Annotated in this window: 14 protein-coding genes and 1 pseudogene; 9 read left to right on the plus strand and 6 right to left on the minus strand. The window is 63.1% G+C overall.

All coding sequences use genetic code 11. The features are described 5' to 3' along the window. Window positions 1-2 precede the first annotated feature (2 nt). Window positions 3-1,097 (minus strand): S-methyl-5-thioribose-1-phosphate isomerase, encoded by a 1,095-nt coding sequence (gene mtnA, locus C1D09_RS00365; RefSeq protein ID WP_143972457.1) that lies wholly within the window; start codon window positions 1,095-1,097, stop codon window positions 3-5. Beyond that, complete coding sequence (mtnK, locus tag C1D09_RS00370) at window positions 1,094-2,365, minus strand: S-methyl-5-thioribose kinase (protein ID WP_143972458.1); 1,272 nt, start codon at window positions 2,363-2,365, stop codon at window positions 1,094-1,096. Before mtnK ends, mtnA begins: the two co-directional genes overlap by 4 nt. 137 nt (window positions 2,366-2,502) lie before the next feature. Here mtnK and C1D09_RS00375 point away from each other — a divergent pair, with 137 nt between their 5' ends. The 3 genes from C1D09_RS00375 to C1D09_RS00385 all read left to right on the plus strand — a co-directional run bounded on the left by C1D09_RS00375 (window position 2,503) and on the right by C1D09_RS00385 (window position 6,191). Next, complete coding sequence (locus tag C1D09_RS00375) at window positions 2,503-4,014, plus strand: sugar ABC transporter ATP-binding protein (protein ID WP_143972493.1); 1,512 nt, start codon at window positions 2,503-2,505, stop codon at window positions 4,012-4,014. A gap of 81 nt (window positions 4,015-4,095) precedes the next feature. Continuing rightward, on the plus strand, window positions 4,096-5,091 hold the full coding sequence (locus C1D09_RS00380) for an ABC transporter permease (protein WP_143972459.1): 996 nt from the start codon (window positions 4,096-4,098) through the stop codon (window positions 5,089-5,091). Window positions 5,092-5,138: 47 nt separating this feature from the next. Then, on the plus strand, window positions 5,139-6,191 hold the full coding sequence (locus tag C1D09_RS00385; RefSeq protein WP_143972460.1) for a substrate-binding domain-containing protein: 1,053 nt from the start codon (window positions 5,139-5,141) through the stop codon (window positions 6,189-6,191). A gap of 82 nt (window positions 6,192-6,273) precedes the next feature. Here C1D09_RS00385 and C1D09_RS00390 read toward each other — a convergent pair whose 3' ends face one another. Beyond that, complete coding sequence (locus C1D09_RS00390; RefSeq protein WP_143972494.1) at window positions 6,274-7,266, minus strand: carbon-nitrogen hydrolase family protein; 993 nt, start codon at window positions 7,264-7,266, stop codon at window positions 6,274-6,276. Between the two features lie 227 nt (window positions 7,267-7,493). Between C1D09_RS00390 and C1D09_RS00395 the strand changes: the two are divergent. Next, window positions 7,494-7,679, plus strand: a pseudogene (locus C1D09_RS00395) (LacI family transcriptional regulator); the annotation flags it as partial. Between the two features lie 66 nt (window positions 7,680-7,745). Here C1D09_RS00395 and C1D09_RS00400 read toward each other — a convergent pair. After that, entirely contained in the window at window positions 7,746-9,800 is a 2,055-nt protein-coding gene (locus tag C1D09_RS00400; protein WP_143972461.1) for a bifunctional aldolase/short-chain dehydrogenase, read from the minus strand. Window positions 9,801-9,886: 86 nt separating this feature from the next. Next, window positions 9,887-10,852, minus strand: a complete 966-nt coding sequence (locus tag C1D09_RS00405; RefSeq protein ID WP_143972462.1) for a sugar-binding transcriptional regulator — start codon at window positions 10,850-10,852, stop codon at window positions 9,887-9,889. A 200-nt stretch (window positions 10,853-11,052) separates the two neighbouring features. Between C1D09_RS00405 and C1D09_RS00410 the strand changes: the two genes are divergently transcribed. The 5 genes from C1D09_RS00410 to C1D09_RS00430 all read left to right on the plus strand — a co-directional run bounded on the left by C1D09_RS00410 (window position 11,053) and on the right by C1D09_RS00430 (window position 19,600). Further along, complete coding sequence (locus C1D09_RS00410; protein ID WP_143972463.1) at window positions 11,053-12,693, plus strand: acyl-CoA synthetase; 1,641 nt, start codon at window positions 11,053-11,055, stop codon at window positions 12,691-12,693. Between the two features lie 185 nt (window positions 12,694-12,878). Continuing rightward, on the plus strand, window positions 12,879-13,484 hold the full coding sequence (locus C1D09_RS00415) for a TetR/AcrR family transcriptional regulator (RefSeq protein ID WP_143972464.1): 606 nt from the start codon (window positions 12,879-12,881) through the stop codon (window positions 13,482-13,484). Window positions 13,485-13,532: 48 nt separating this feature from the next. Beyond that, window positions 13,533-14,675 (plus strand): efflux RND transporter periplasmic adaptor subunit, encoded by a 1,143-nt coding sequence (locus tag C1D09_RS00420; protein ID WP_143972465.1) that lies wholly within the window; start codon window positions 13,533-13,535, stop codon window positions 14,673-14,675. A gap of 240 nt (window positions 14,676-14,915) precedes the next feature. Beyond that, window positions 14,916-18,056 (plus strand): efflux RND transporter permease subunit, encoded by a 3,141-nt coding sequence (locus C1D09_RS00425; RefSeq protein WP_143972466.1) that lies wholly within the window; start codon window positions 14,916-14,918, stop codon window positions 18,054-18,056. A gap of 188 nt (window positions 18,057-18,244) precedes the next feature. Further along, a complete protein-coding gene (locus C1D09_RS00430; RefSeq protein ID WP_143972467.1) occupies window positions 18,245-19,600 on the plus strand; it encodes an LLM class flavin-dependent oxidoreductase in 1,356 nt (451 codons plus the stop codon). Between the two features lie 74 nt (window positions 19,601-19,674). Here C1D09_RS00430 and C1D09_RS00435 read toward each other — a convergent pair whose 3' ends face one another. Then, window positions 19,675-21,384, minus strand: a complete 1,710-nt coding sequence (locus C1D09_RS00435; RefSeq protein WP_143972468.1) for a trimethylamine N-oxide permease — start codon at window positions 21,382-21,384, stop codon at window positions 19,675-19,677. Window positions 21,385-21,613: the final 229 nt, after the last annotated feature.

A 21,613-nucleotide genomic window follows, 5' to 3' on the forward strand; every position in this document is an offset into this window, starting at 1 on the left:
CGCTATGCCCGCTCGGGGAACATTGCCTTCAGGCCCTCGCGCGAGGCCTTGGCGACGCCGCGTTCGGTGATCAGCCCGGTCACCAGCCGCGCAGGGGTCACGTCGAAGGCCGGATTTGCGGCCGGCGTCGCTACGGGCGAGATGCGCACCTGGGCGATCTCGCCGCTGGCGGTCTTGCCCCAGACAAGCGAGACCTCGTCGGCCGAGCGCTGCTCGATCGGAATCTCCTCGAGTCCGTCGTGCACCGTCCAGTCGATTGTCGGCGAGGGCAGCGCGACATAGAACGGCACGTCATTATCGGCGGCCGCGAGCGCCTTCAGATAGGTGCCGATCTTGTTGCAGACATCGCCGTCGGCGGTGGTCCGGTCGGTGCCGACGATGACCATGTCGATCGCGCCGCGCTGCATCAGATGGCCGCCGGCATTGTCGACGATCAGCGTGTGCGGCACGCCGTGGCCGGCCATCTCCCAGGCGGTGAGCTGGGCGCCCTGGTTGCGCGGCCGCGTTTCGTCGACATAGACATGGACAGGGATGCCGGCTTCGGTTGCCAGATAGATCGGCGCGGTGGCGGTACCGTAGTCGACGGTCGCCAGCCAGCCGGCATTGCAATGGGTGAGGATATTGACCGTCTCGCCCAGCTGCTTGCGTGCCCCGATCGCCTTGATGATCGCAAGTCCGTTCTCGCCAATGGCGCGGTTCAGCCCGACATCCTCGTCGGCGATCTCGGCGGCGCGCCGATAGGCGGCCGCGGCGCGTCGTTCCGTCGGCAGCGGCTTGAGGAAGCGCCGCATCTCGTCCAGCGCCCAGCGCAGATTGATCGCCGTCGGGCGCGTCTCGTGCAGCGTCTCCCACACGGCGTCGAGCGCTGCGTCGGACGGATCATCGGCCATCTGCATGGCGACGCCGTAGGCCGCGGTGACGCCGATCAGCGGCGCGCCGCGCACCCACATGTCGCGGATGGCGGTGGCAATTCCGGCAACCGTGCCGATCGTTTCGATGCGGAAATCATGCGGCAGCCAGCGCTGGTCGATGATCTCGACCGAACGCCCGTCATTGCTCAGCCAGATAGTGCGGTAGTGGCGGTCGCCGACGTTCAAATGCTGCTCTCCTGTTCGATCAGCGCGGCCAGCGTGTTGACCTCGTCGATGCTGTGTATCTGGCGCCGGTTGACGGCGATGTGACGGCCGAACTTCAACGCCCTTGCCTCACAACTGGCGCGAAGCTCTTCATCGGCAATGGTCTCGAAATCGGCATTGTGGGCGAGGCCGAGGATGCGCCTGTGCACCTCGATGCCGGCAAAGCCGAGCAGGTCGGTCCAGATCTGGTGCAACACATGGTCGAGCGCCTGTTCGGCACCCAGCCTGTCGCCCTGATCCTCGAATAGACTTTTCTGGTAGAGCATGCCGGTGCGCTCGGTGCGCCACAGATGCGAGAATTCGGCGCGGAACACCGCCCATGTCTCTGCGGTAACCCCGAGCAGGTAGGCGCGCATGGCATCGCGCTTGCCCTTCTCCTCATGTCCGCGCTGCGAGAAGAAGGACATCCAGAAATTGGCGAGCAGCATGCCGACATCGAAGGCCATCGGGCCGTAGAAGGCGAACTCCGGGTCGATCATTCGGGTCTCCTGGTCGGTGACCATGATCGAGCCGGAATGCAGATCGCCATGCAGCAATGTCTCGGCATTGGCGGCGAAAATGTGCTTCAGCCGCTGCGCCTCGACCTTGAGGTCGCGATCGGCGCGCAGTTCGGCAACAACGCCGTCGAGCTGCGGCGTATGCCGGTTCATCTTGGCGTCGAAATAGGGATCGGAGAACACCAGGTTCTCGGTGATGTCGCAGAGCTCGATATTGTCGGCGAACAGCGCCAGATCGGCCTTTCGATCCTTGGGCACCATCGACAGGTCGGAGCCACGAAACAGCGTGCGGGCCATGAACAGGCCGATATCCCTGGCAATGTTCGCAAGCTGGCGTCCGTCGATAAGGGCATGCCTGAGAATGACGTGTGGCGGCGCCAGATACTCCATGATGATCAGCGCCTGGCCTTCGTCGAAATGATAGATCGCCGGCACCGAGCCCGGCGCGCGCGCCTCTTGCCTTGTCAGCGCGTGATACTCGAAGAAGGAACGTTTCAGCGGCAGCGGCCAGCTGTCGCCGACCAGGCGGACATAGGGCAGGGCCTGCTTGACCACGGCCGCGCCACCGGCGCCCTCCACGATGAAGACGAGGTTGAGATTGCCGTCGCCGACCTCGCGAACTTTCCACTGTGTCGTGTCCCTGCCGATCTTGGCGCACAGCGCCGCGTTCGTGCCGAGGCGCCTTGCAAGCGTCTCCACCGACAGTGCTTCGAACGGCAATTTCCCGGTCATTCGTATCCCTCCCGCCTGTGCGCTCCGATCATAAGGGAGCCTTGACGGCGGGGCCAAGCTAGGAAGCGATCTGGCAATTGTCAATCGTGTTGACAATTGCCGATGTTGCCCATAGCGTCGTGGTCAGGGAGGAACGCATGGTCGGCAATGCCGTGTTCCGCGTAGAGGGACTGAGGAAATCCTTTGGCCGAAACGAGGTGCTTGGCGGCATCTCGATCGAGCTGCATTCCGGCGAAGTCACCGTGCTGATGGGCGCCAACGGCGCCGGCAAATCCACCCTCGTCAAGATCATAAGCGGCGTCTACGAGCGCGGCGGCGGCACGATGACCCTCGCGGAGCAGGATTTTGCGCCGAACACGCCGGCGGAGGCGATCCGCGCCGGCGTTGTCACCGTGCACCAGAACATCAATGACGGCGTGGTCGCCGATCTCGACGTCGCCACAAACCTCACACTCGACAGGTTGAGCGGCAGGGGCGTGCCGACGCTGTTCAATCCGGCCCGCGTTCGCCGCGAGGCCAAGGCCGTCGCCGACCGCATGGGGTTGGCCATCGATCTCAAGGCCCGCGTCAACGACCTTTCGCTGGCCGATCGCCAGATGGTGGCGATCGCGCGCGCCTTGGCACATCAGCCGAAAGTGCTGATCCTGGACGAGCCGACGTCCTCGCTCTCCAGCGCCGAGGCCGACCGTCTGTTCGCGCTGGTCGACAGGCTGCGCGAACAAGGCGTGGCCATCCTCTATATCTCGCACCGCATGTCCGACATCAGGCGACTTGCCGATCGCATCGTCTCGATGCGTGACGGTATTGTTTCGGGCGTCTTTGACACCAAGCCGCTCGACTATGAAGGCGCGGTCAATGCCATGCTCGGCCGCAAGATCCATCTCGACCAGATCGTTGCCAGGAGTTCCGCCAGACCGGTCCTGACGGTCGAAGGCCTGCGCATCGGGCACGGGGCCAGGCCGATTTCGCTGACGCTTGGCGATGGCGAGGTCGTTGCCATCACCGGCCTCGTCGGCGTCGGCAAGACCGCGCTTGCCGAGACGCTGTTCGGCGTGCGCAAGCCGCTGACCGGCGCCATGACGATGAACGGCAAGCCCTATGCGCCGCGATCGGCCGGCGATGCTATCGCCGCCGGCGTGTTCCTCGTCGCCAAGGACCGCGCCACCAGCGGCATCGTCGGCGACTTCAACATCGAGCGCAATGTCAGCCTGCCGTTCCTCAAGCGCATGTCGAGCCTTGGTGTGCTCAAGCGCCGTCTCGAACGCGCCACCGCGCGTCGGCAGATCGAGGAACTCAGCATCGTCTGCCGCTCCGAGAAAGACGAGATGTCGGCATTGTCCGGCGGCAATCAGCAGAAGGTCATGGTTGCCCGCTGGATGGCCCAGAATGCCGCGCTGTTCATCCTCGACGAGCCGTTTCAGGGTGTCGATATCTCGGCCAGGCGTGACATCGCCGCCAAACTGAGGGCAAGCGCCAATGGCCGCGCGACGCTGTTGTTCGTCACCGAACTCGACGAGGCGCTGGAGACGGCCGACCGCATCCTGGTGATGTCGGAACACACAATCGTGGGCGAACACCGCAACGCCGAAGTGGATCTCGATCGCCTGCTGGCCGAGGTCGCGGGCGGGCCGCTGCACAGCAGCGCCTGAACATGGCGGCGGCTAGAATTGGAACGGAGAGACTATGGGTCCGTGTTGGATAAGAATAGCTGCGTCGCGTGGGTGCGCTGAATGACGCTGCGCGACCACGCCATCCGCTACGGCTTCATTGTCCTTTTGTTCGGGCTGATCGCCTATTTCGCGATCGCCGCCGACGGGTTCGTCTCGCCGCAAAGTGCGGTCTTCATCTTCCAGTCGGTCGCCATCACCGGCGTGCTGGCGCTCGGCGTCACCGCCACGCTGGTCGTCGGCGGCTTCGACCTGTCGATCGGCTCGGTCGCCACATCGGCCATGATGGCGGCTGCCTATGTGATGGTGGTGCTCGAGCAGAATGCCGTCGTCGCTGTCGTGGTCTGCCTGCTCATCGGCGCCATTGTCGGCCTGATCAATGGCTGGCTGATCGTCTATATGCGCGTGCCCGATCTGTTGGCGACGCTCGGCATGATGTTCCTGCTGGTCGGCCTGCAGCGCATCCCGACCGAAGGCCGCTCGATCGCCACGGGCATGACCATGCCAGACGGTTCGGTCGCCAATGGCAAGTTCGGCGACGCCTTCCTGGCGCTCGGCCGCCACCGTTTCGATTTCTTCATCCCGAACCTCATTCCGGTGTCGGTGGTGGTGCTGCTGGTGCTGGCGGTGCTGATCTGGTTCTTCCTCGAATACACCCGCTTCGGCCGCATGATGTATGCGGTCGGCTCCAATGAGCGGGCCGCCGAACTCGCCGGTGCGCCTGTCAAGGCATACAAGATCTGGGCCTATGTTATTTCAGGAGTTTTTGCCTCGATCGGCGGCATTTTGCTTGCCGCCCGGCTTGGACGCGGCGACATCGCCTCGGGTAATAATCTGCTGCTCGATGCGGTGGCCGCGGCGCTGATCGGCTACGCGGTGCTCGGTGCCGCCAAGTCGAACGCCTTCGGTACCGCTGTCGGTGCGCTGTTCGTCGGCATCTTGCTGCAAGGCCTGACGATGATGAACGCGCCTTACTACACGCAGGATTTCGTCAAGGGCGTGGTTCTGGTCGTCGCCCTTGTCTTCACCTTTGCCCTTTCGGGCAGGGGCAGGGGGTAGCCTCGACCGGACAGGATTTGGGTTCAACAAGAGTGGAGGAAAACAAGGTGAACATCACGAGAAGACTTCTGGGGAAGGTGGCGCTCGGGCTGGCCGGCGCAACCATGCTGATGCAGTTCCCGGCTTTTGCCGCGGACAAGCCGGCCCCGTTCGACAAGCCCGGCGTCAAGATCGCGCTGGTGCGCTATCTCTCGACCGGTGACTTCTTCCAGGCCTATCTCTCGGGCGTCGAGGCGCAAGCCAAGGCGCTTGGCATCGACCTGCGCGTGCTCGACAGCCGCCAGGATGCCGCCCTTCAGTCCGACATGGTCGACCAGGCCATCGCGCTCGGCGTGCAGGGCATCATCATCCAGCACGGCCTGACGGAATCGATGAAGGATGCGGCGCAGCGCGCGGTCGACGCCGGCATCAAGGTCGTGGCCTTCGACGTCAATGTCGAAAACCCGAAGATCCCGCAGATCGAGCAGTCGGACAAAGACCTTGCCCGCCTCGCGCTCGAGCAGGCGGTGAAGGACAATGGTGAGAGCTGGAATGCCGGCTATGTCTACGTCGCCGGTATCGCGCCGCTCGACCGCCGCAACGAGACCTGGGTCGACGTCAAGAAGAAATATGCCGGCATCAAGGAAGTCGCGATGTTCGGCACGCTCGACAACCCGATCGCCAACTCGGTCGCCAACCAGGCGCGTTCGGTGCTGTCGGCCCATCCCGACATCAAGGTGATGTTCGCCCCCTATGACGAATTCGCCAAGGGCGTGAAGATCGCCGTCGACGAAGCCGGCCTGAACAAGGGCATCAAAATCTATTCGGCCGACATCTCGACATCGGACATATCAGCGATGCGCGAGCCCGACAGCGCCTGGGCGGCGACCGCCGCCACCAACCCCGCCGTCGTTGGCCAGGTCTCGGTGCGCGCTCTGGCGCAGCTGCTCGCCGGTGAAGACCCTGGCCACAACGTCATCGTGCCGCCGACGTTGATCACCCAGAAAGAGCTGATCGACAAGGACATCAAGAACATGGAAGACCTGTCGGCCAAGCTGCCCCAGTTCGCCCATGCCGATGTCGCCATGCCTACCTGGATGCCGAACCCGAACGCGAAGTAAGGGTCGGCGCACAAAGAAAAGAGCGGCTTGCGAGCCGCTCTTTTTTGCTGGCATGGGGACCGCCACCACCGTTGGGTGTTTCTCAGAACAGGTTGCGATCGTCGCTCCTCGGATCGCTGTCTACCTGATGAGGCACATAGAGATCAGAGCGAGCCTTTCGTCTCCAGGGTCGCGCAAGATTCTCGGGATCAGTCCTGATGTCCGCAACTGATATAGCAGGGTTTCCATTCGCCGGGCATCGCGCAGCCCATTGACCATTGGGTGCAGCTATTCCTGAAGGCGTTGTCGCGCTCTGGGCGGCGTGAGCGGAATAGCTGACCCAGTATGTATTGCTTGCGGCATGTCCCAGCACCTCTGCTGCGAAAGCCGGCGCTGCGGAAGGCGTCTCACCTGTGGTTGAGAACAGGACACAATCAACGTCGAGCTTTTCGTACTCGGCAAAGACTTCGGGATAGTGCGCCTCCATACCGAGCGTGCATCCAAAGCGGGCGCCGTCAATCTCAAAAGTCGCCGGGCCTTTTCCCGGCGCGTACATGAATGAAATTTTTGTGTTCGATAGCAGGCGCTCATCATAGCGCGTCACGAGCTCTCCAAGATCGGAGATGACATACAGGCTGTTATGCGGGCGGTGCGGCGGGGTGAGTTGGTGGACTGAGCCGAATACCGTCCACAGCCTAAGGTCTCTCGCAACTACGCGGATTGCTTCCAATTCTTCTCGCAAAACCACCCATTCGAAACGGGTCCAGTCAGCATCGCCGATTTCCTTAGGGGCGGTTTCGGACATGATGCGCTTGTTAGGGGAGCACGTTGCTCCTTCCGGGAAATGTACAAGGCGCGCTCCGGCTTTATGGGCATCACGCATCAAGCGACGCATTTCCATTCCACTGGCCCGCAGTCCGGAAACGTCGCGAGGGTCATTGAAAAGCGAAGTCTGGGCTACGGCCAACCGCACTGATTTGGCTTCAGAACGATCCGGCAATGTCGGGCGAACATGTCTGAGGGCTGCGGTGTAAGACTCGCCCGTTTTGGCTGCGCGAGCACGCACACGGCGTTTGAGATTTCCATTTTGCGTCATTGTCAGGCCTTTCACGTCTCGGACGCAAGTTCCCCAGCAACCACGCCCGAAACGGTTGGACCAAGACAGCAACCCGAGACGAAAGTCCCTTTGCCTCCGGCTAAGACCATGCTGGGGAAGGTCGTTGGAGGTTGTGCGCAGGCAACGCGAACACAAAGATGTCGGCCCAACATCGATTCGTCAACCTGTTGCAAAAACTTCGAAGCGACCGGTCCACGTTTGATCTTCTGTCGCAGTTGCTCGCCGGTGAAGACCCTGGCCACAACGTCATCGTGCCGCCGACGTTGATCACCCAGAAAGAGCTGATCGACAAGGACATCAAGAACATGGAAGACCTGTCGGCCAAGCTGCCGCAGTTCGCCCATGCAGATGTCGCGATGCCGGCATGGATGCCGAACCCGAACGCGAAGTAGGTGTCGTCATAGCACATACAAAAACGGCGGCCCGCGGGCCGCCTTTTTGTATGTATGCGGGAAAGCCTACCGCAGCGCCGCCGCGATGTTGCCGCCGTCGACCGTCGTCACATCGGCCGTCGTCCGTTCGGCCAGCGCGTGATGCAGGAACGCCTGCGCCACATCCTGCGCCGTCACTTCCTGGCCGAGCAGGTTGCCGGACATGTATTCCTTCTCGGACACGCCTCGCGCACCCGATCGGCTGGCGATCATCGCGTCGGTCAAAAGGCCCGAACGGATGCGGTCGGCGTTGACGGCGTTCGAGCGGATGCCATGGGCGCCGTAGTCGAGTGCGTATTGCCTGGACAGGAACAAAGTCGCCGCCTTCGGCACGCCATAGGCGCCGAATTTCGGACCCGGATTGACCGCCTGCTTGGAGGTGTTGAACAACAGCACGCCGCCGGTGCCCTGTTCGAGCATGATGCGCACGGCGTTCTGCGCCACCGACTGATGGGCGAAGAAATTGAGCTCGAAGCTTTTGCGCAGCAGCGCATCATCCAACTCGCCGATCCGGCCTTCCCAGGCCGCACCCGCATTGGAGACCAGGATGTCGACGCCGCCGAAGACGGCGACCGCTTTGTCGAAAGCGGCCCGCACCTGGGCTGGGTCTGTGATGTCGGCGGCCACGCCGATGGAATTGTTGCCGGCCTTCTTGGCCGAATCGGCGGCCTTTTCGGCGTCGAGATCGACGACGACCGCATGAGCGCCATTGTCGGCGAACAGCTTTGCCGTTGCAGCGCCGATCGCTCCGGCGCCGCCGGTGATCAGCACCACCTGGCCGGTCAGCGGTTTCGGCTTGTTCGAGGCAAGCTTGGCCTGCTCGAGCGACCAGTATTCGAGCGGGAACAAATCGGCCTTGGACAGCGGATGGAAACGGCCAATGGCTTCGGCGCCGCGCACCGCCTCGATCCACATCTCGCCGACATCGGAAGCGATCCTGGCATCTTTCAGCGTGCGGCCGTGGCCGAACATGCCGAGCCCTGGCACCAGCGTCAGCCGCGGCATCGGGTCGAGCATGGTGCGCTTGACGTCGTCGAGTGCGTCATTGCTCTCGAAATAGGCGCGGTACTCCTTGGCGAAAGCGTCGACATGGCTCTTGATGACAGCCTTGTAGTCGCCAATCTTGTCGGCGTCGGGCGCCGGCACCGCCATCGGGCCGGTCTTGATGCGGATCGACAGGTCCGGTGTCGACACGCCGCGTCCGGCATAGTCGGCGATCGCGGCCGAATTGATGAAATCGACGATCGCCTCGGAGGTGCGGAAGTCCGAGATCATGCGGTCGAAGCGGCCTTCGCCGCGCGCCACCGCAACGGCGCCGCGCAGCATCGGCGCGATGGACGCCGGCGTCGCGAGCTTTGCCGGCAACGCCGACTTTGCCGCTTTCGGCTTGGCGTTCCTGGCGACGTACTCCTCGGCGACGTTCACATAGTGGATCATCCGGTCATAGGCCTGCCTGGCATCGTCGCCGAAGGTGAAGATGCCGTGCTTGTCGAGGATCAGTCCTTCGACCGTCGGGTCGGCATCGAAGACGTCGGCCGCCGCCTTGGCGAGGTCGAAGCCCGGCATGATGTAGGGAACGTAACCCATCTTGCTGCCGAAAACCGTCTTGACCAGCGGCTTCGAGTCTTCCTGGTCGACGATGGCCAGGATGGCGGTCGAATGGGTGTGGTCGACGAATTTATGCGGCAGGAAGGCATGCAACAGCGTCTCGACCGAGGGGTTGGGGGAGGACGGGTCGATGAGGTTTGCCCGCTGCAGCGCCACCATGTCCTCGTCCGCGAGCGTGTCCAGCGCGCGCGCCTTGAGCAGGGCGCCCATCTTGACCGCCGGCAGTCCCTGCGGCTCGATGACGGCCATGTCCCAGCCGCTGCCCTTGACGCACAGCACATCCCATTCATCGCCGACGAGATCGGTCGCCTTGATCTTGCAGGACGTGTTGCCGCCGCCATGCAGGACCAGCTGTGGCACGCCACCCAGCAGCCGCGTCGTGTAGACGCGCAGCGCGAGGTCGCGGCCGACGCCTTTCTTCGCATAGTCGGCGACGAGTTTCTCAGCCGTGTCGTCGTTCCACAAATTCTTCATGTTCGCTTCGTCCAGTTGCTGTCTTTGGTGGTGAAACAGGAATGCCGCGACGCCTTGATGACAATGCGCCGGCGAAGGGTTGCTTATCAGGATGCTTTTTGTGGCATCGCTCCGGCATGATCGAGCAGCCGTTGCGCCATATTGGCGCCGACCACAAGATGCGTGCAAAGTCCGCCCGCGAGCGCCGCGAGCAACGGCTCGAACTTGCTGTCCTCCTGCACCACCATCAAGCGTTTTTCGATGGCACGCAGCGAGCCGAGTTCAGCCGAAATGACCCGGCGGTTGTAGCTGCAATCGAGCGCCTCGCCCCTGGCGTTGATGATCTGTCCGGCAATCACCCCGGCTGCGCCGATGCCGCGCAGCGCGGCCATTTCGTCCGGGTTCAGCGCGCCGCATTTGACGACATGGCTGTCTGCATCGACGGTGCCGACGGAGAAAAGCGCGAGATTGCAATCGGCGATGCCGGCCAGCTGTTCGCGGATCACGGGCTCGGCGCGCAATGCACGCGCGAGATCTTCCGTCGACAGCACCAGCGGCGCATAGAAATTAAGCCCCTTGGCGTTGAGCCGGCGCGCAATTTCCATGGTGCACTGATCGGGCCGATAGGAGTAAGGCGCGCCGAGATTGCCGCAGAGCTGCACGACCGTGACATCCTGCAGGTCGGCATAGGACATGATGTCGGCGATCGTATAGACGGTGCGGCCCCAGGCCACGCCGATGCGGTCGCCCTTCTTGACCAGTTCGAGAAAGACGCTCGCCGCCAACACGGCGATATCGGTCGACGGGTCGGGTATATGGCCGTTCTCCGGCGCGATCCAGACCGCGTCGAGCTTCAAGGCGTCCTCGAGCCGGCGCGCCATCACGTCGTCGGTAAACAGCTGCGTCGAGGTCGAGATGTTGACGATGCCGGTCTCGCGCGCCTTGCGCAGATACATGGCCACCGAGGCACGCGAAATGTTAAGCTGGCTTGCAACCTGGTCCTGCCGCAGGCCATGCGCATAGTAGAGCCAGGCGGCTTTGTGAATGAGTTGTTCTGCCGGTCGGATCGCCATGCCGTCTCCTCGGCTGACATTAGTCACGGCTCTCGACAAAAGTCAACTTGGGATGCACGAGTGCGATCGCCTCTAGACAAGACATATCCGGGACAGTCGTTCCACGAAGCCCGGACAGCATTGCATTTTTGGCCGTTCAGGGGGATGGCCTGACGGAAGTCCTAGGGTTAGAAAACTCGAAGGACTTTGGGGAGGACGGGATGGGCAATCCTTACGAACAGGATCTCGACAGGAACGCGGCCAACCATCAGCCACTGACGCCGCTCACCTATCTGGAGCGCGCGTCAAAGACTTATCCCGACCACATCGCCATCATCCACGGCAGCCAGCGCATCAGCTACCGCGACTTCTGGCGCCGCTCGCTGAAGCTCGCATCGGCACTGCAAAAGCGCGGCATCGGCAAGGGCGACACGGTCACCGTGATGCTGTCCAACACGCCGCCGATGCTGGAGGCGCATTTCGGTGTGCCGATGACCAAGGCGGTGCTGCATTCGCTCAACACCCGCCTTGACGCCGCGGTCATCGCATTCCAGCTCGACCATGCCGAGACCAAGGTGCTCATCGTCGACCGCGAATTCTCCGGCGTCGTCCGGCAGGCGCTCGATCTGGCCAAGGTCAATCCGCTGGTCATCGACTATGACGATCCCGACTACGCGGCCGACGCCCCGTATCCGAAGGGAGAGCGGATTGGTGCGCTCGACTACGAGGATTTTGTCGCCGGCGGCGACGAGGATTTCGCCTGGTCGATGCCCGACGATGAATGGGACGCCATCTCGCTCAACTACACCTCGGGCACGACGGGCAATCCGAAGGGCGTCGTCTATCACCACCGCGGTGCCGCCCTGATGGCCTACACCAACACCATCCACGCAGGCATGGCCAAGCACGCCGTCTATCTCTGGACGCTGCCGATGTTCCACTGCAATGGCTGGTGCTTTCCGTGGACGCTGGCCGTCCAGGCCGGCACCCATGTCTGCCTGCGCTGGGTACGGCCGAAGCCGATCTACGACGCCATCGCCGATCACGGCGTCACCCATCTCTGCGGCGCGCCGATCGTCATGTCGGTGCTGATCAACGCCCGGGATGAGGACAAGCGCACGTTCGCGCAGACGGTGACCTTCAACACCGCGGCCGCGCCGCCGCCGGAAGCCGTGCTGTCGGGGATGGCCGATGCCGGCTTTGCCGTCACCCATCTCTATGGCCTGACCGAGACCTATGGCCCGGCCGTGGTCAACGAATGGCACGGCGAATGGGACGATCTCGCAAAGGGCGAGCGCAGCGCCAAGAAGGCAAGGCAGGGCGTGCGCTATGCCGCGCTCGAAGGCCTGACCGTCATGGACCCTGAGACGATGCAGGCGACACCGGCCGACGGCGAAACCATCGGCGAGGTCATGTTCCGCGGCAATATCGTCATGAAGGGCTATCTCAAGAACCGCAAGGCCAGCAACGAAGCCTTCGCCGGCGGCTGGTTCCATTCCGGTGATCTCGGCGTCATGCATCCCGATGGCTACATCCAGCTCAAGGACCGTTCCAAGGACATCATCATTTCGGGCGGCGAGAACATTTCCTCGATCGAGGTCGAGGATGCGCTCTACAAGCATCCGTCCGTCGCCTCCTGCGGCGTTGTGGCGCGCCATGACGAAAAATGGGGAGAGGTGCCGGTTGCCTATGTCGAGCTTAAGCCCGGCAAGACGGCGAGCGAGGCCGAGATCATCGAGCACTGCCGTGCGCTGCTTGCCCGCTTCAAAGTGCCGAAAGCGGTGATTTTCGCCGAGATTCCAAAGACCTCGACCGGCAAGATCCAGAAATTCCGCCTGCGGGAAATGGCCAGACCCGCCTGAAGCGCCGACGGCCTCGTCAAAAAAATTTCGAGTTGCCCGCATCCTTGGACCGCTTGGTGACGTCTGTTGGATGTCACCATCTGTCACTATCTTGTACGCGTACGTCGATTTCGCGTTGACATCCCGCCTTCTTCGATTTACGACTGACGAAAATTAAAATTCGTCACTTATCAAACGAAAGAGCTATGTCCGAAGCCTTCAACATCATGGTCGATGTCGCCAGACAGGAGAATGTGACGCGCATTCTCGACTGCGCCGAGCGCCTGTTCCGGCACTATGGTTACGGCAAGACCAATGTCGCCGACATTGCCCGCGAGCTCGGCATGTCGCCGGCCAACATCTACCGTTTCTTTGCCTCCAAGGTCGAAATCCATCAGGCCGTCTGCGGCCGGATGCTCGGTGCCAGCTACAAGATGGCTTACGAGATCATGCACCTGCCGATCAGCGCGGAGGAGCGGCTGCGGCGCTACATTCACGCCCAGTACAAGATGACGCTGGAGACCATGCTGGACGAGCAGAAGGTCCATGAGATGGTCATCGTCGCGCTCGAGCGCGACTGGGCCGTCATCGACAAGCACGTCAACAGCATCCATGACTTGTTCGCGGAGGTGATCCGCGAGGGCGTCGAGAGCGGCGAGTTCAGGGACCAGGATCCCGAAACCTCGTCGCGCTGCTTTGGCGCAGCGACTATCATTCTTTGCCACCCGCAGATGGTAGCGCAGTGCCTTGCCAAGACCAACCGGGCAATGCCCGACGAACTTATCGACTACGCCATCAGAGCCTTGAAATAGCCGCCGGTCGCCGGTGTCGGCAGTCCGTCTCCAGTCGGGAGTATTACTATGTCTTTGTCCAATTCGATCATCCGCGGGTTGCCGGTCGCGGGTCTGGTTGTCGCGGCGCTCGCGCTTGCCGGCTGCAGCCAGGAGAAGGCCGAGGTCAAGGAAATCATCCGTCCGGTCAAGGTCGTCGAGATCGCCCAGGCGCATGACACCCGCATGCTCTCCTATTCGGGTTCCGTGCGGGCCCGCACGGAAAGCGCCCTGGCTTTCCGCGTCAACGGAAAGATCACCGAGCGTCTGGTCGACATCGGCCAGCACGTGGCGCCGGGCGATGTGCTCGCCCGTATCGATCCCACTGACTACGACCTTTCGGTCAAGAGCGCGCAGGCAGCGCTTGATGCCGCCGAAAGGCAGGTCGAGACGACGGAACTTGCGCGCAAGCGCGCCGAGCAGCTTTTCGCCAAAAACTTCGCGCCGAAATCGCAGCTCGAACAGGCGACGCTGACCCATGACCAGGCGGTCGCCACCCGCGACTCCGCCCGTTCGTCACTTGACCAGGCCAAGAACCAGGTCGGCTATACCGACCTCAAGGCCGACAGGGACGGCATCGTCACGGCTGTCAACGCCGATGTCGGCCAGGTGGTCGGCTCGGGCACGCCTGTGGTCACTGTCGCGGTCGACGGCGAAAAGGAAGTGCTGATCGCGGTGCCGGAAATGGAGATCGCCGAGTTCAAGCCGGGCAAGTTAGTCAAGGCCGGGTTCTGGTCCGACAGCGCGCTGGCGCTCGACGGCAAGGTCCGCGAGGTTGCCGGCAGCGCCGATCCACAGTCGCGCACCTTCGCCGTCCGTGTCAGCCTGCCCGATGATCCACGTGTGCTTCTTGGCATGACCGCCAATATCGAGGCCTCGGCCGCCAACGAAAAGCAGCTGGTTTCGATCCCCTTGAGCGCCTTGGCAGAGAAAGACAGTCAGTCGATCGTCTGGACCGTCGATCGCGACGCCGACACCGTTCATGCCCGTCCGGTGAAAGTTGCCAAGTTCGCCGCCGATGGCGTGCGTGTGGCCGAAGGATTGAAACCCGGCGATGTCGTGGTCGCCGCCGGCACCCAGTTCATGACCGAGAATCTGAAGGTCAAGCTCGCCGGCGGCGTGGCGCAGCAATCCGCGTCCGCCGAGGGCGACGACGCCAGCCGGCTGCGCTGAGGACAAATAGTCGGCCGCGCGTTCCGGCGGCCGCAGGTTTCCGGGCGGCGTGTGCCCGAAGGTTGAGACGTCACGGCCGATGTACCCCCGCACCGACCTAGCGTCCCACCGCGATGAGTGTCTCTCCGCTCGGAAAGCCTCGCCGCCCGGAAGCCAGATCGAACGCAGATGATTTCGTTTCGAGCGCCGTGCTTCGTCGAAGCGCCAGGCGCCGGCAACAAGCAAAGTGGACCAGCAACGATGACGACCTCCACTGAAGAAAAGCGGCCCTTCAACCTGTCGCGCTGGGCCATCGGCCATCCTTCCATCGCGCGGTTCCTGTTTGGCCTCATCATCATCGCCGGAGCGCTCGGCCTGATGCGCATGGGCCAGAAGGAAGACCCCGATTTCACCTTCCGGGTGATGGTCGTGCAGGCGATCTGGCCGGGCTCCTCTATCCAGGAGATGGAGGACCAGGTCGTCAACAAGATCGAGCGCAAGCTGCAGGAAACACCGCATCTCGACTTCGTGCGCTCCTTCACACGCGCCGGCAGCGCCATCATCACCGTGCAGATCAAGGGCGACACCAACGCCGCCGAAGTGGCGGACGCCTTCTATCAGGTGCGCAAGAAGGTCGGCGACATTTCGGGCGACCTGCCGCAAGGCCTCCTCGGTCCCTATTTCAACGACGAGTTCGGCGACACCTTCATCACCCTGCATTCGATCAGCGGTGACGGCTTCTCCTATCCAGAGCTGAAGAAGTTCGCCATCCAGGCGCGCGACATGCTGTTGACGACCCCCGGCGTCGAGAAGGCCGTCATCATCGGCGACCAGCCGGAAAAGCTCTATATCGACGTCTCGTCCAAGGCGCTGGCCGAGCGTGGCCTGACGCTGACCGACCTGCAGAACGCGATCAAGGGCCAGAATAATGTCGATCCGGCCGGTGCCGTCGACACCGGCGTCAATTCGGTGCGCATCTCCGTCGAAGGCGACGTCACCAAGGCCGCCGACATCAGGGAATTGCGGCTGCGTGCCGGCGGCCAGGTCACCCGGCTCGGCGACATCGCCACCGTGACCTCCGGGCTCGAGGATCCCTTCCAGCGCAAATACCGCTTCAACGGTCATGACAGCGTGCAGCTTGGCGTCGTCATGGCCAAGGGGTTCAAGGTCACCGATGTCGGCAAGGACGTCGAGGCGACCTACAAGCGCTTTGAAGAAGCGCTGCCTTATGGCGTGTCGGTCGACCAGATTTCCGACCAGCCGGGCGTCGTCACCGATGCTGTGGCCGAATTCATGCATGCACTCGGCGAGGCGCTGTTGATCGTGCTTGTCGTCTCGTTCCTGTCGATCGGCTGGCGTTCAGGGCTGGTCATCGCCATTGCCATCCCGCTGGTTCTGGCCGCCACCTTCGCCATCATGTACGAGCTCGGCATCGACCTGCAGCGCATTTCGCTGGGCGCCCTGATCATCGCGCTAGGCCTGCTCGTCGACGACGCCATGATCGTCGTCGAGATGATGGAGCGCAAGCTGGAGGAGGGGCTGGTCAAGATCGAGGCCGCGAGCTTCGCTTATACGTCGACCGCTTTCCCGATGCTGACCGGCACGCTCATCACCACCGCCGGCTTCATCCCGGTCGGTTTCGCCGCCTCCACGGCCGGCGAGTATGTGCGCACGCTGTTTTACGTCGTCGGCATCGCGCTGATCGTCTCCTGGTTCGTCGCGGTCTATTTCACGCCGTGGCTAGGCAACATGATCCTCAAGCAGCGCAAGCATGCCGGCAGCCATCACGATGTCTTCGACACGCGCTTCTACCGCCGGCTGCGCTCGACCGTCGGCTGGGCCGTACGCCACCGCATCATCGTGCTTGTCATGACGCTGGTGACTTTCGGGACCAGCCTGTGGGCGTTCCAGTTCATCCCGCAGAACTTCTTCCCGCAATCGTCTCGGCCGGAAATCCTGGTCGACCTCTGGCTGCCGGAAGGCACCAGCATCAAGGAGGTCGAGACGCAGGCCAAGGCGTTGGAAGCCAGGATGATGGACGACAAGGACAAGCGCTTCATCGCCACCTATATCGGCGAGGGCGCGCCACGCTTCTTCCTGCCGCTCGACCAGCAACTGCGCAACCCGAATTTCGCCCAGATGCTTGTCATGGCCAATGACGAACCGGCGCGCGAGCGGCTGATCGTCAAGCTGCGCACGATTCTGGCCGAGGATTTCCCCTCGATCCGTGCCAAGGTCGATCGCCTGTTCCTCGGACCGCCGACCGGCTGGCCGGTGCAGATGCGCGTCATGGGTCCCGATCGCCAGGAGGTGCGCCGCATCGCCGATCAGGTGAAGGCGAAATTCCGCGAGGATCCGCTGCTGGGCGCCGTGCATGACGATTGGCTCGAGCCGGTGCCGGCGATGAAGCTGGTCATCGACCAGGATCGCGCCCGGGCGCTCGGCGTTACCTCGCAGCGCATCCGCCAGATGCTGCAGGCGACCATGGCCGGTGCCCCGCTCGACGACTTCCGCGATGGCGAGGAGACGGTCTCCATCGTTGCCCGCGAGCCGGATGCCAGCCGCAGCCTGCTGTCCTCGGTCGACTCGGTCTACATCCCGACCGATTTCGGCGGTTTCGTGCCGTTGTCGCAGGTGGCCAAGGTGGTGCCGGTGCTGGAGCAGGGCATCGAATGGCGCCGCGACCGCCTGCCGACCATCAGCGTGCGGGCAACGCTGCCCGATGGCGTGCAGTCCAACGACGTCGTCACCAAGATGTACAAGGACATGCAGGGCCTGCGCGACGGCCTGGCGCCCGGGTACAAGATCGAGATCCAGGGCGGTGCCGAGGACTCGGCCGAAAGCCAGGCGTCGATCGCCGCCAAGGCGCCGATCATGCTGGCCATCATCGTCGTGCTGTTGATGATCCAGCTGCAGAACTTCGGCAAGGCGATGCTGGTGCTGGCGACCGGCCCGCTCGGCATCATCGGGGCGGCCGCGGCACTTCTCATCAGCGGCGCGCCGTTCGGCTTCGTCGCGATCCTCGGCGTCATCGCGCTGCTCGGCATCATCATGCGCAACTCGATCATCCTGGTCGACCAGATCGACCAGGACATCGCCAGAGGCATGGAACGTTCGGAGGCCATCATCGGCTCGGCCGTGCGCCGTTTCCGGCCGATCGTGCTGACGGCGATGACGGCGGTGCTGGCGCTTATCCCGATCTCGCGCGCCGTGTTCTGGGGTCCGCTCGCTTACGCCATGATGGGCGGCATCGTGGTGGCCACCGTGCTGACCATTCTCGTCCTGCCTGCCGGTTACGCCCTGTTCTTCGGCCGCGAGCCGAAGAAGGTGGTGAACAACGAGCAGGCGCCCGAGCCAGAGCTGGCGACCGAGCGGCCGCAACTGGCCCTGGCCGCGGAATAAAGCCGTTTCATCGCATCATCCGCCATCACCTATGGCGGACGATGCGGTGTGACGGCTGGTCCGTCGCACCAATGAAATGCTCCCCGCTGCCGATTTCGCAAAACAGAATTCCTTCCCAGGGCCGCAAAGCGGTTCCATGATGAGCGCCACCGGATCGGCCACGCTCGTCCTCATCAGGGTATCTTTCCATGACTGAAAAACGGCAATTGCGGCTTGGCGCCTTCATGCGCCCGGTCAGCCTGCACACCGGAGCCTGGCGCTTTCCCGGCGCCTATCCGGACGCCAACTTCAACTTCGCGCATCTGAAGCGCTTCGCCCAGACGCTGGAGGCGGCGAAATTCGATGCCTTCTTCATGGCCGACCATCTGGCCGTGCTCAACATGCCGATCGAGGCGCTGCGGCGCAGCCATACGGTGACCTCGTTCGAGCCGTTCACGCTCTTGTCGGCGCTTGCCGCCGTTACCGATCACATCGGGCTGGTCGCCACCGCGTCGACGACCTACGACGCGCCCTATCATATTGCGCGGCGCTTTGCGTCGCTCGACCATATCAGCGGCGGACGCGCCGGCTGGAACATCGTCACCACGTCCAACCCCGATGCCGCGCTCAATTTCGGGCTGGACGAACATGTCGAGCATGACGAGCGCTATCACCGGGCGCGGGAATTCTACGATGTCGTGACCGGCCTGTGGGACAGTTTTGCCGACGACGCCTTCATCCGCGACGCCGAAAGCGGGCTCTATTTCGATCCCGCCAGATTGCATGTGCTGGACCACAAGGGCGAGCACCTCTCCGTGCGCGGCCCGCTCAACATTGCGCGGCCGGTGCAGGGCTGGCCGGTCATCGTCCAGGCCGGCGCCTCGGAAGCCGGGCGACAACTGGCAGCCGAAACGGCGGAGGTGATTTTCGCCGCCCATGGGGATCTTGCCGCCGGGCAGCGTTTCTTTGCCGACGTCAAGGGCAGGGCACAGAAATTCGGCCGCTCCCGCGACGACATCAAGATCCTGCCTGGCGCCTTCGTCATTGTCGGCGACAACGTCGAGGAGGCGCGGGCCAAGCGGGCGAAGCTCGACAGCCTCGTGTATTACGAAAGCGGCATCGCCTCGCTGTCGATCGCTCTTGGACATGATGCGTCGGCCTTTGACCCCGATGCCGCGCTGCCTGAGATACCGGCGACCAATGCCTCGAAGAGCAGCCGCGAGCGCGTCATCGAGCTCGCCCGGAACGAAAACCTGACGGTGCGCCAGCTTGCCCAGCGGCTGGGCGGCTATTCCGGCCTTGCCTTCGTCGGCACGCCGCAAACCATTGCCGACGAAATGGAGGAATGGTTGGACGCCGAGGGATCGGACGGCTTCAACATCATGTTTCCCTATCTGCCCGCCGGGCTCGACGATTTCGTCGAGAAGGTGGTGCCCGAGCTGCAGCGGCGCGGCATCTTCAGGCGGCAGTATGAGGGATCGACGCTGCGCGAGAATCTCGGTCTAAAGCGGCCGCCCAACCGGTTCTTCGGAGACGCGAAAGCGGCGGTTCGTAAGGCTGGTTGACGCGAGGCTCCCTGCCGGTGGTCAAAATGGATCGGGCGCGCCGAAGCGCGCCCGATCTTTCATGAGTCGGCCTGTCAGATGACGAATATCCAGTTGGCGATCAGCATCACCGCCACACCGGCGATCAGCGTCAGATAGGGCAGCATGCCCGCTTTCTTCACCGCGAGGTCAGCTCCCGTCATGCCGAGATCGGCCAGCATGTGGTCGGGGAATTTGCCCTTGTCCTGGATGTAGTGGCGGAAGCAGAACACCGGGATGATCAGTGCCGCGGTGATCAGCCCGGCCCACAGCGCCATCGGGTTCCATACCTTGGCGCCGGCGCCCATGAAGATCGCGTTGACATAGGCGAAGATCGCCCCGATCCCGAGAAGCCAGGTCGGCGCTTTCCACGGCCGCGCGATATGGCCGTTGTCGATGCGATGGATCCAGCCGGCATTGAGGTTGAGGAAGTTGAAGATGATGTAGCCGCAATTCGACACGGCGAGGATGAAGAAGAAGCTCGTCGCGTCGGCCGAGGCGATGGCCAGCACGATCAGGTTGAAGCAGAGGTCGGTCCACATGGCCCGCGTCGGCGCGCCATGTTCGTTGACGTGGCTGAGATAGCGCGGCAGCCAGCCGTCGACCGAACCCTGGTAGAGCGTGCGCGAGGAGCCGGCCATCGCCGTCATGATGCACAGCACCAGCGCCAGGATCATCAGCATCACTAAGAGGCTGTGGATGATCTTGCCGCCGCCGACCATGCCGGCCAGTGCATCCGCCACGCCGGAGCCGTCGACGATCGGCGTCGCCAGCATGCCGTTCAAGCCAAGCACACCCTGGAAGGTGAAGGGCACCAGGATGAACAGAAGCATGCAGAGCAGGCCGGAATAGAAGATGGCCTTGAACGTGTCGGTGCCCGGGTTCTTGAACTCGGAGGTGTAGCAGACGGCGGTTTCGAAGCCGTAGGTCGACCAGGCGGCGATGAACATGCCGCCGAGCACCAGCGTCCAGCCGGCGATGTTCCAGGCGCCCGGGTCCGGCGCATAGGCGGCCGCCAGCGGTACCAGCGGCGAGAAGTTGGCCCAGTTGATCTGTCCGGTGAAGATCGGCACGACGCCGACGATCAGCATCGGGATGATGACCAGCAGGCCGATATATTTCTGCACATTGGCCGTGCCGAGGATGCCGCGATGCTGGATCGAGAAGATGATCAGCATCAGCACCGCGCCGATGAAGAAGGTGGCGTTGAGCGTAAAGGAGACCGGACCCAGCGTGTGGCTGTAAAGTGTCCAGTTGCGGATCACCGGTGTCGCGGCCGCAGTCACCGCGGTGATGGCGTCGGCGGGCGCCGTTCCAGCATGCGCCGCTATATACGCGACGACATCAGGCGAGGTCTCGGTGAACAGCGGCACCGGCGCCAGCGCGTTGAGGATATAGGCGGCGGCGATCGAGCAGCCGAGCGACAGCACCGGCGACCAGGCGAACCAGTTGCACCACACCGACAGCGGCGCGATGAACTTGGAATAGCGCAGCCAGGCGGTGGCGCCGTAGATAGAGGCGCCGCCCGACTTGTTCGGGAACAGGCCGGCGATCTCGGCATAGGTGAAGGATTGCAGGAAGCCCATGATCATGGACACTGTCCAGATCAGGAAGGCCAGCGTCCCGGTCGTGCCGGCGATGCCGCCGATCGAAAACAGGACCAGTGCCGGAACCCCGCTCGCCACCCAGAAGGCCCCGCGCCAGTCGATATGCCTGAGCAGCTTGCTTTCGGCAGGCTGCTCGAGGGCCGTGCTTATAGTGCTCATGTCAGTGACTTCCCCTTTTTCTCGTGTTCCCCGCCAGCGATGCCTCGGCTTTGCGAAGCTTGCTCCCGGCACATGACCTTACGACTCCGGTGTTTCCACTCAGTCGTATTTTTTTCTTAGGAGTGAAGATTGATCCGGCGCGCTTTCACGTCAAGCGTTTTGTGACGCCGTGCACATCACGCTTGCGCGCGCAGGCGGCAATACGTCTCGCGGCACCGCTGACGCGCGG

Origin of the sequence: Mesorhizobium intechi (genome assembly GCF_002879535.1) — a bacterium.
Classification (GTDB): Bacteria; Pseudomonadota; Alphaproteobacteria; order Rhizobiales; family Rhizobiaceae; genus Mesorhizobium; species Mesorhizobium intechi.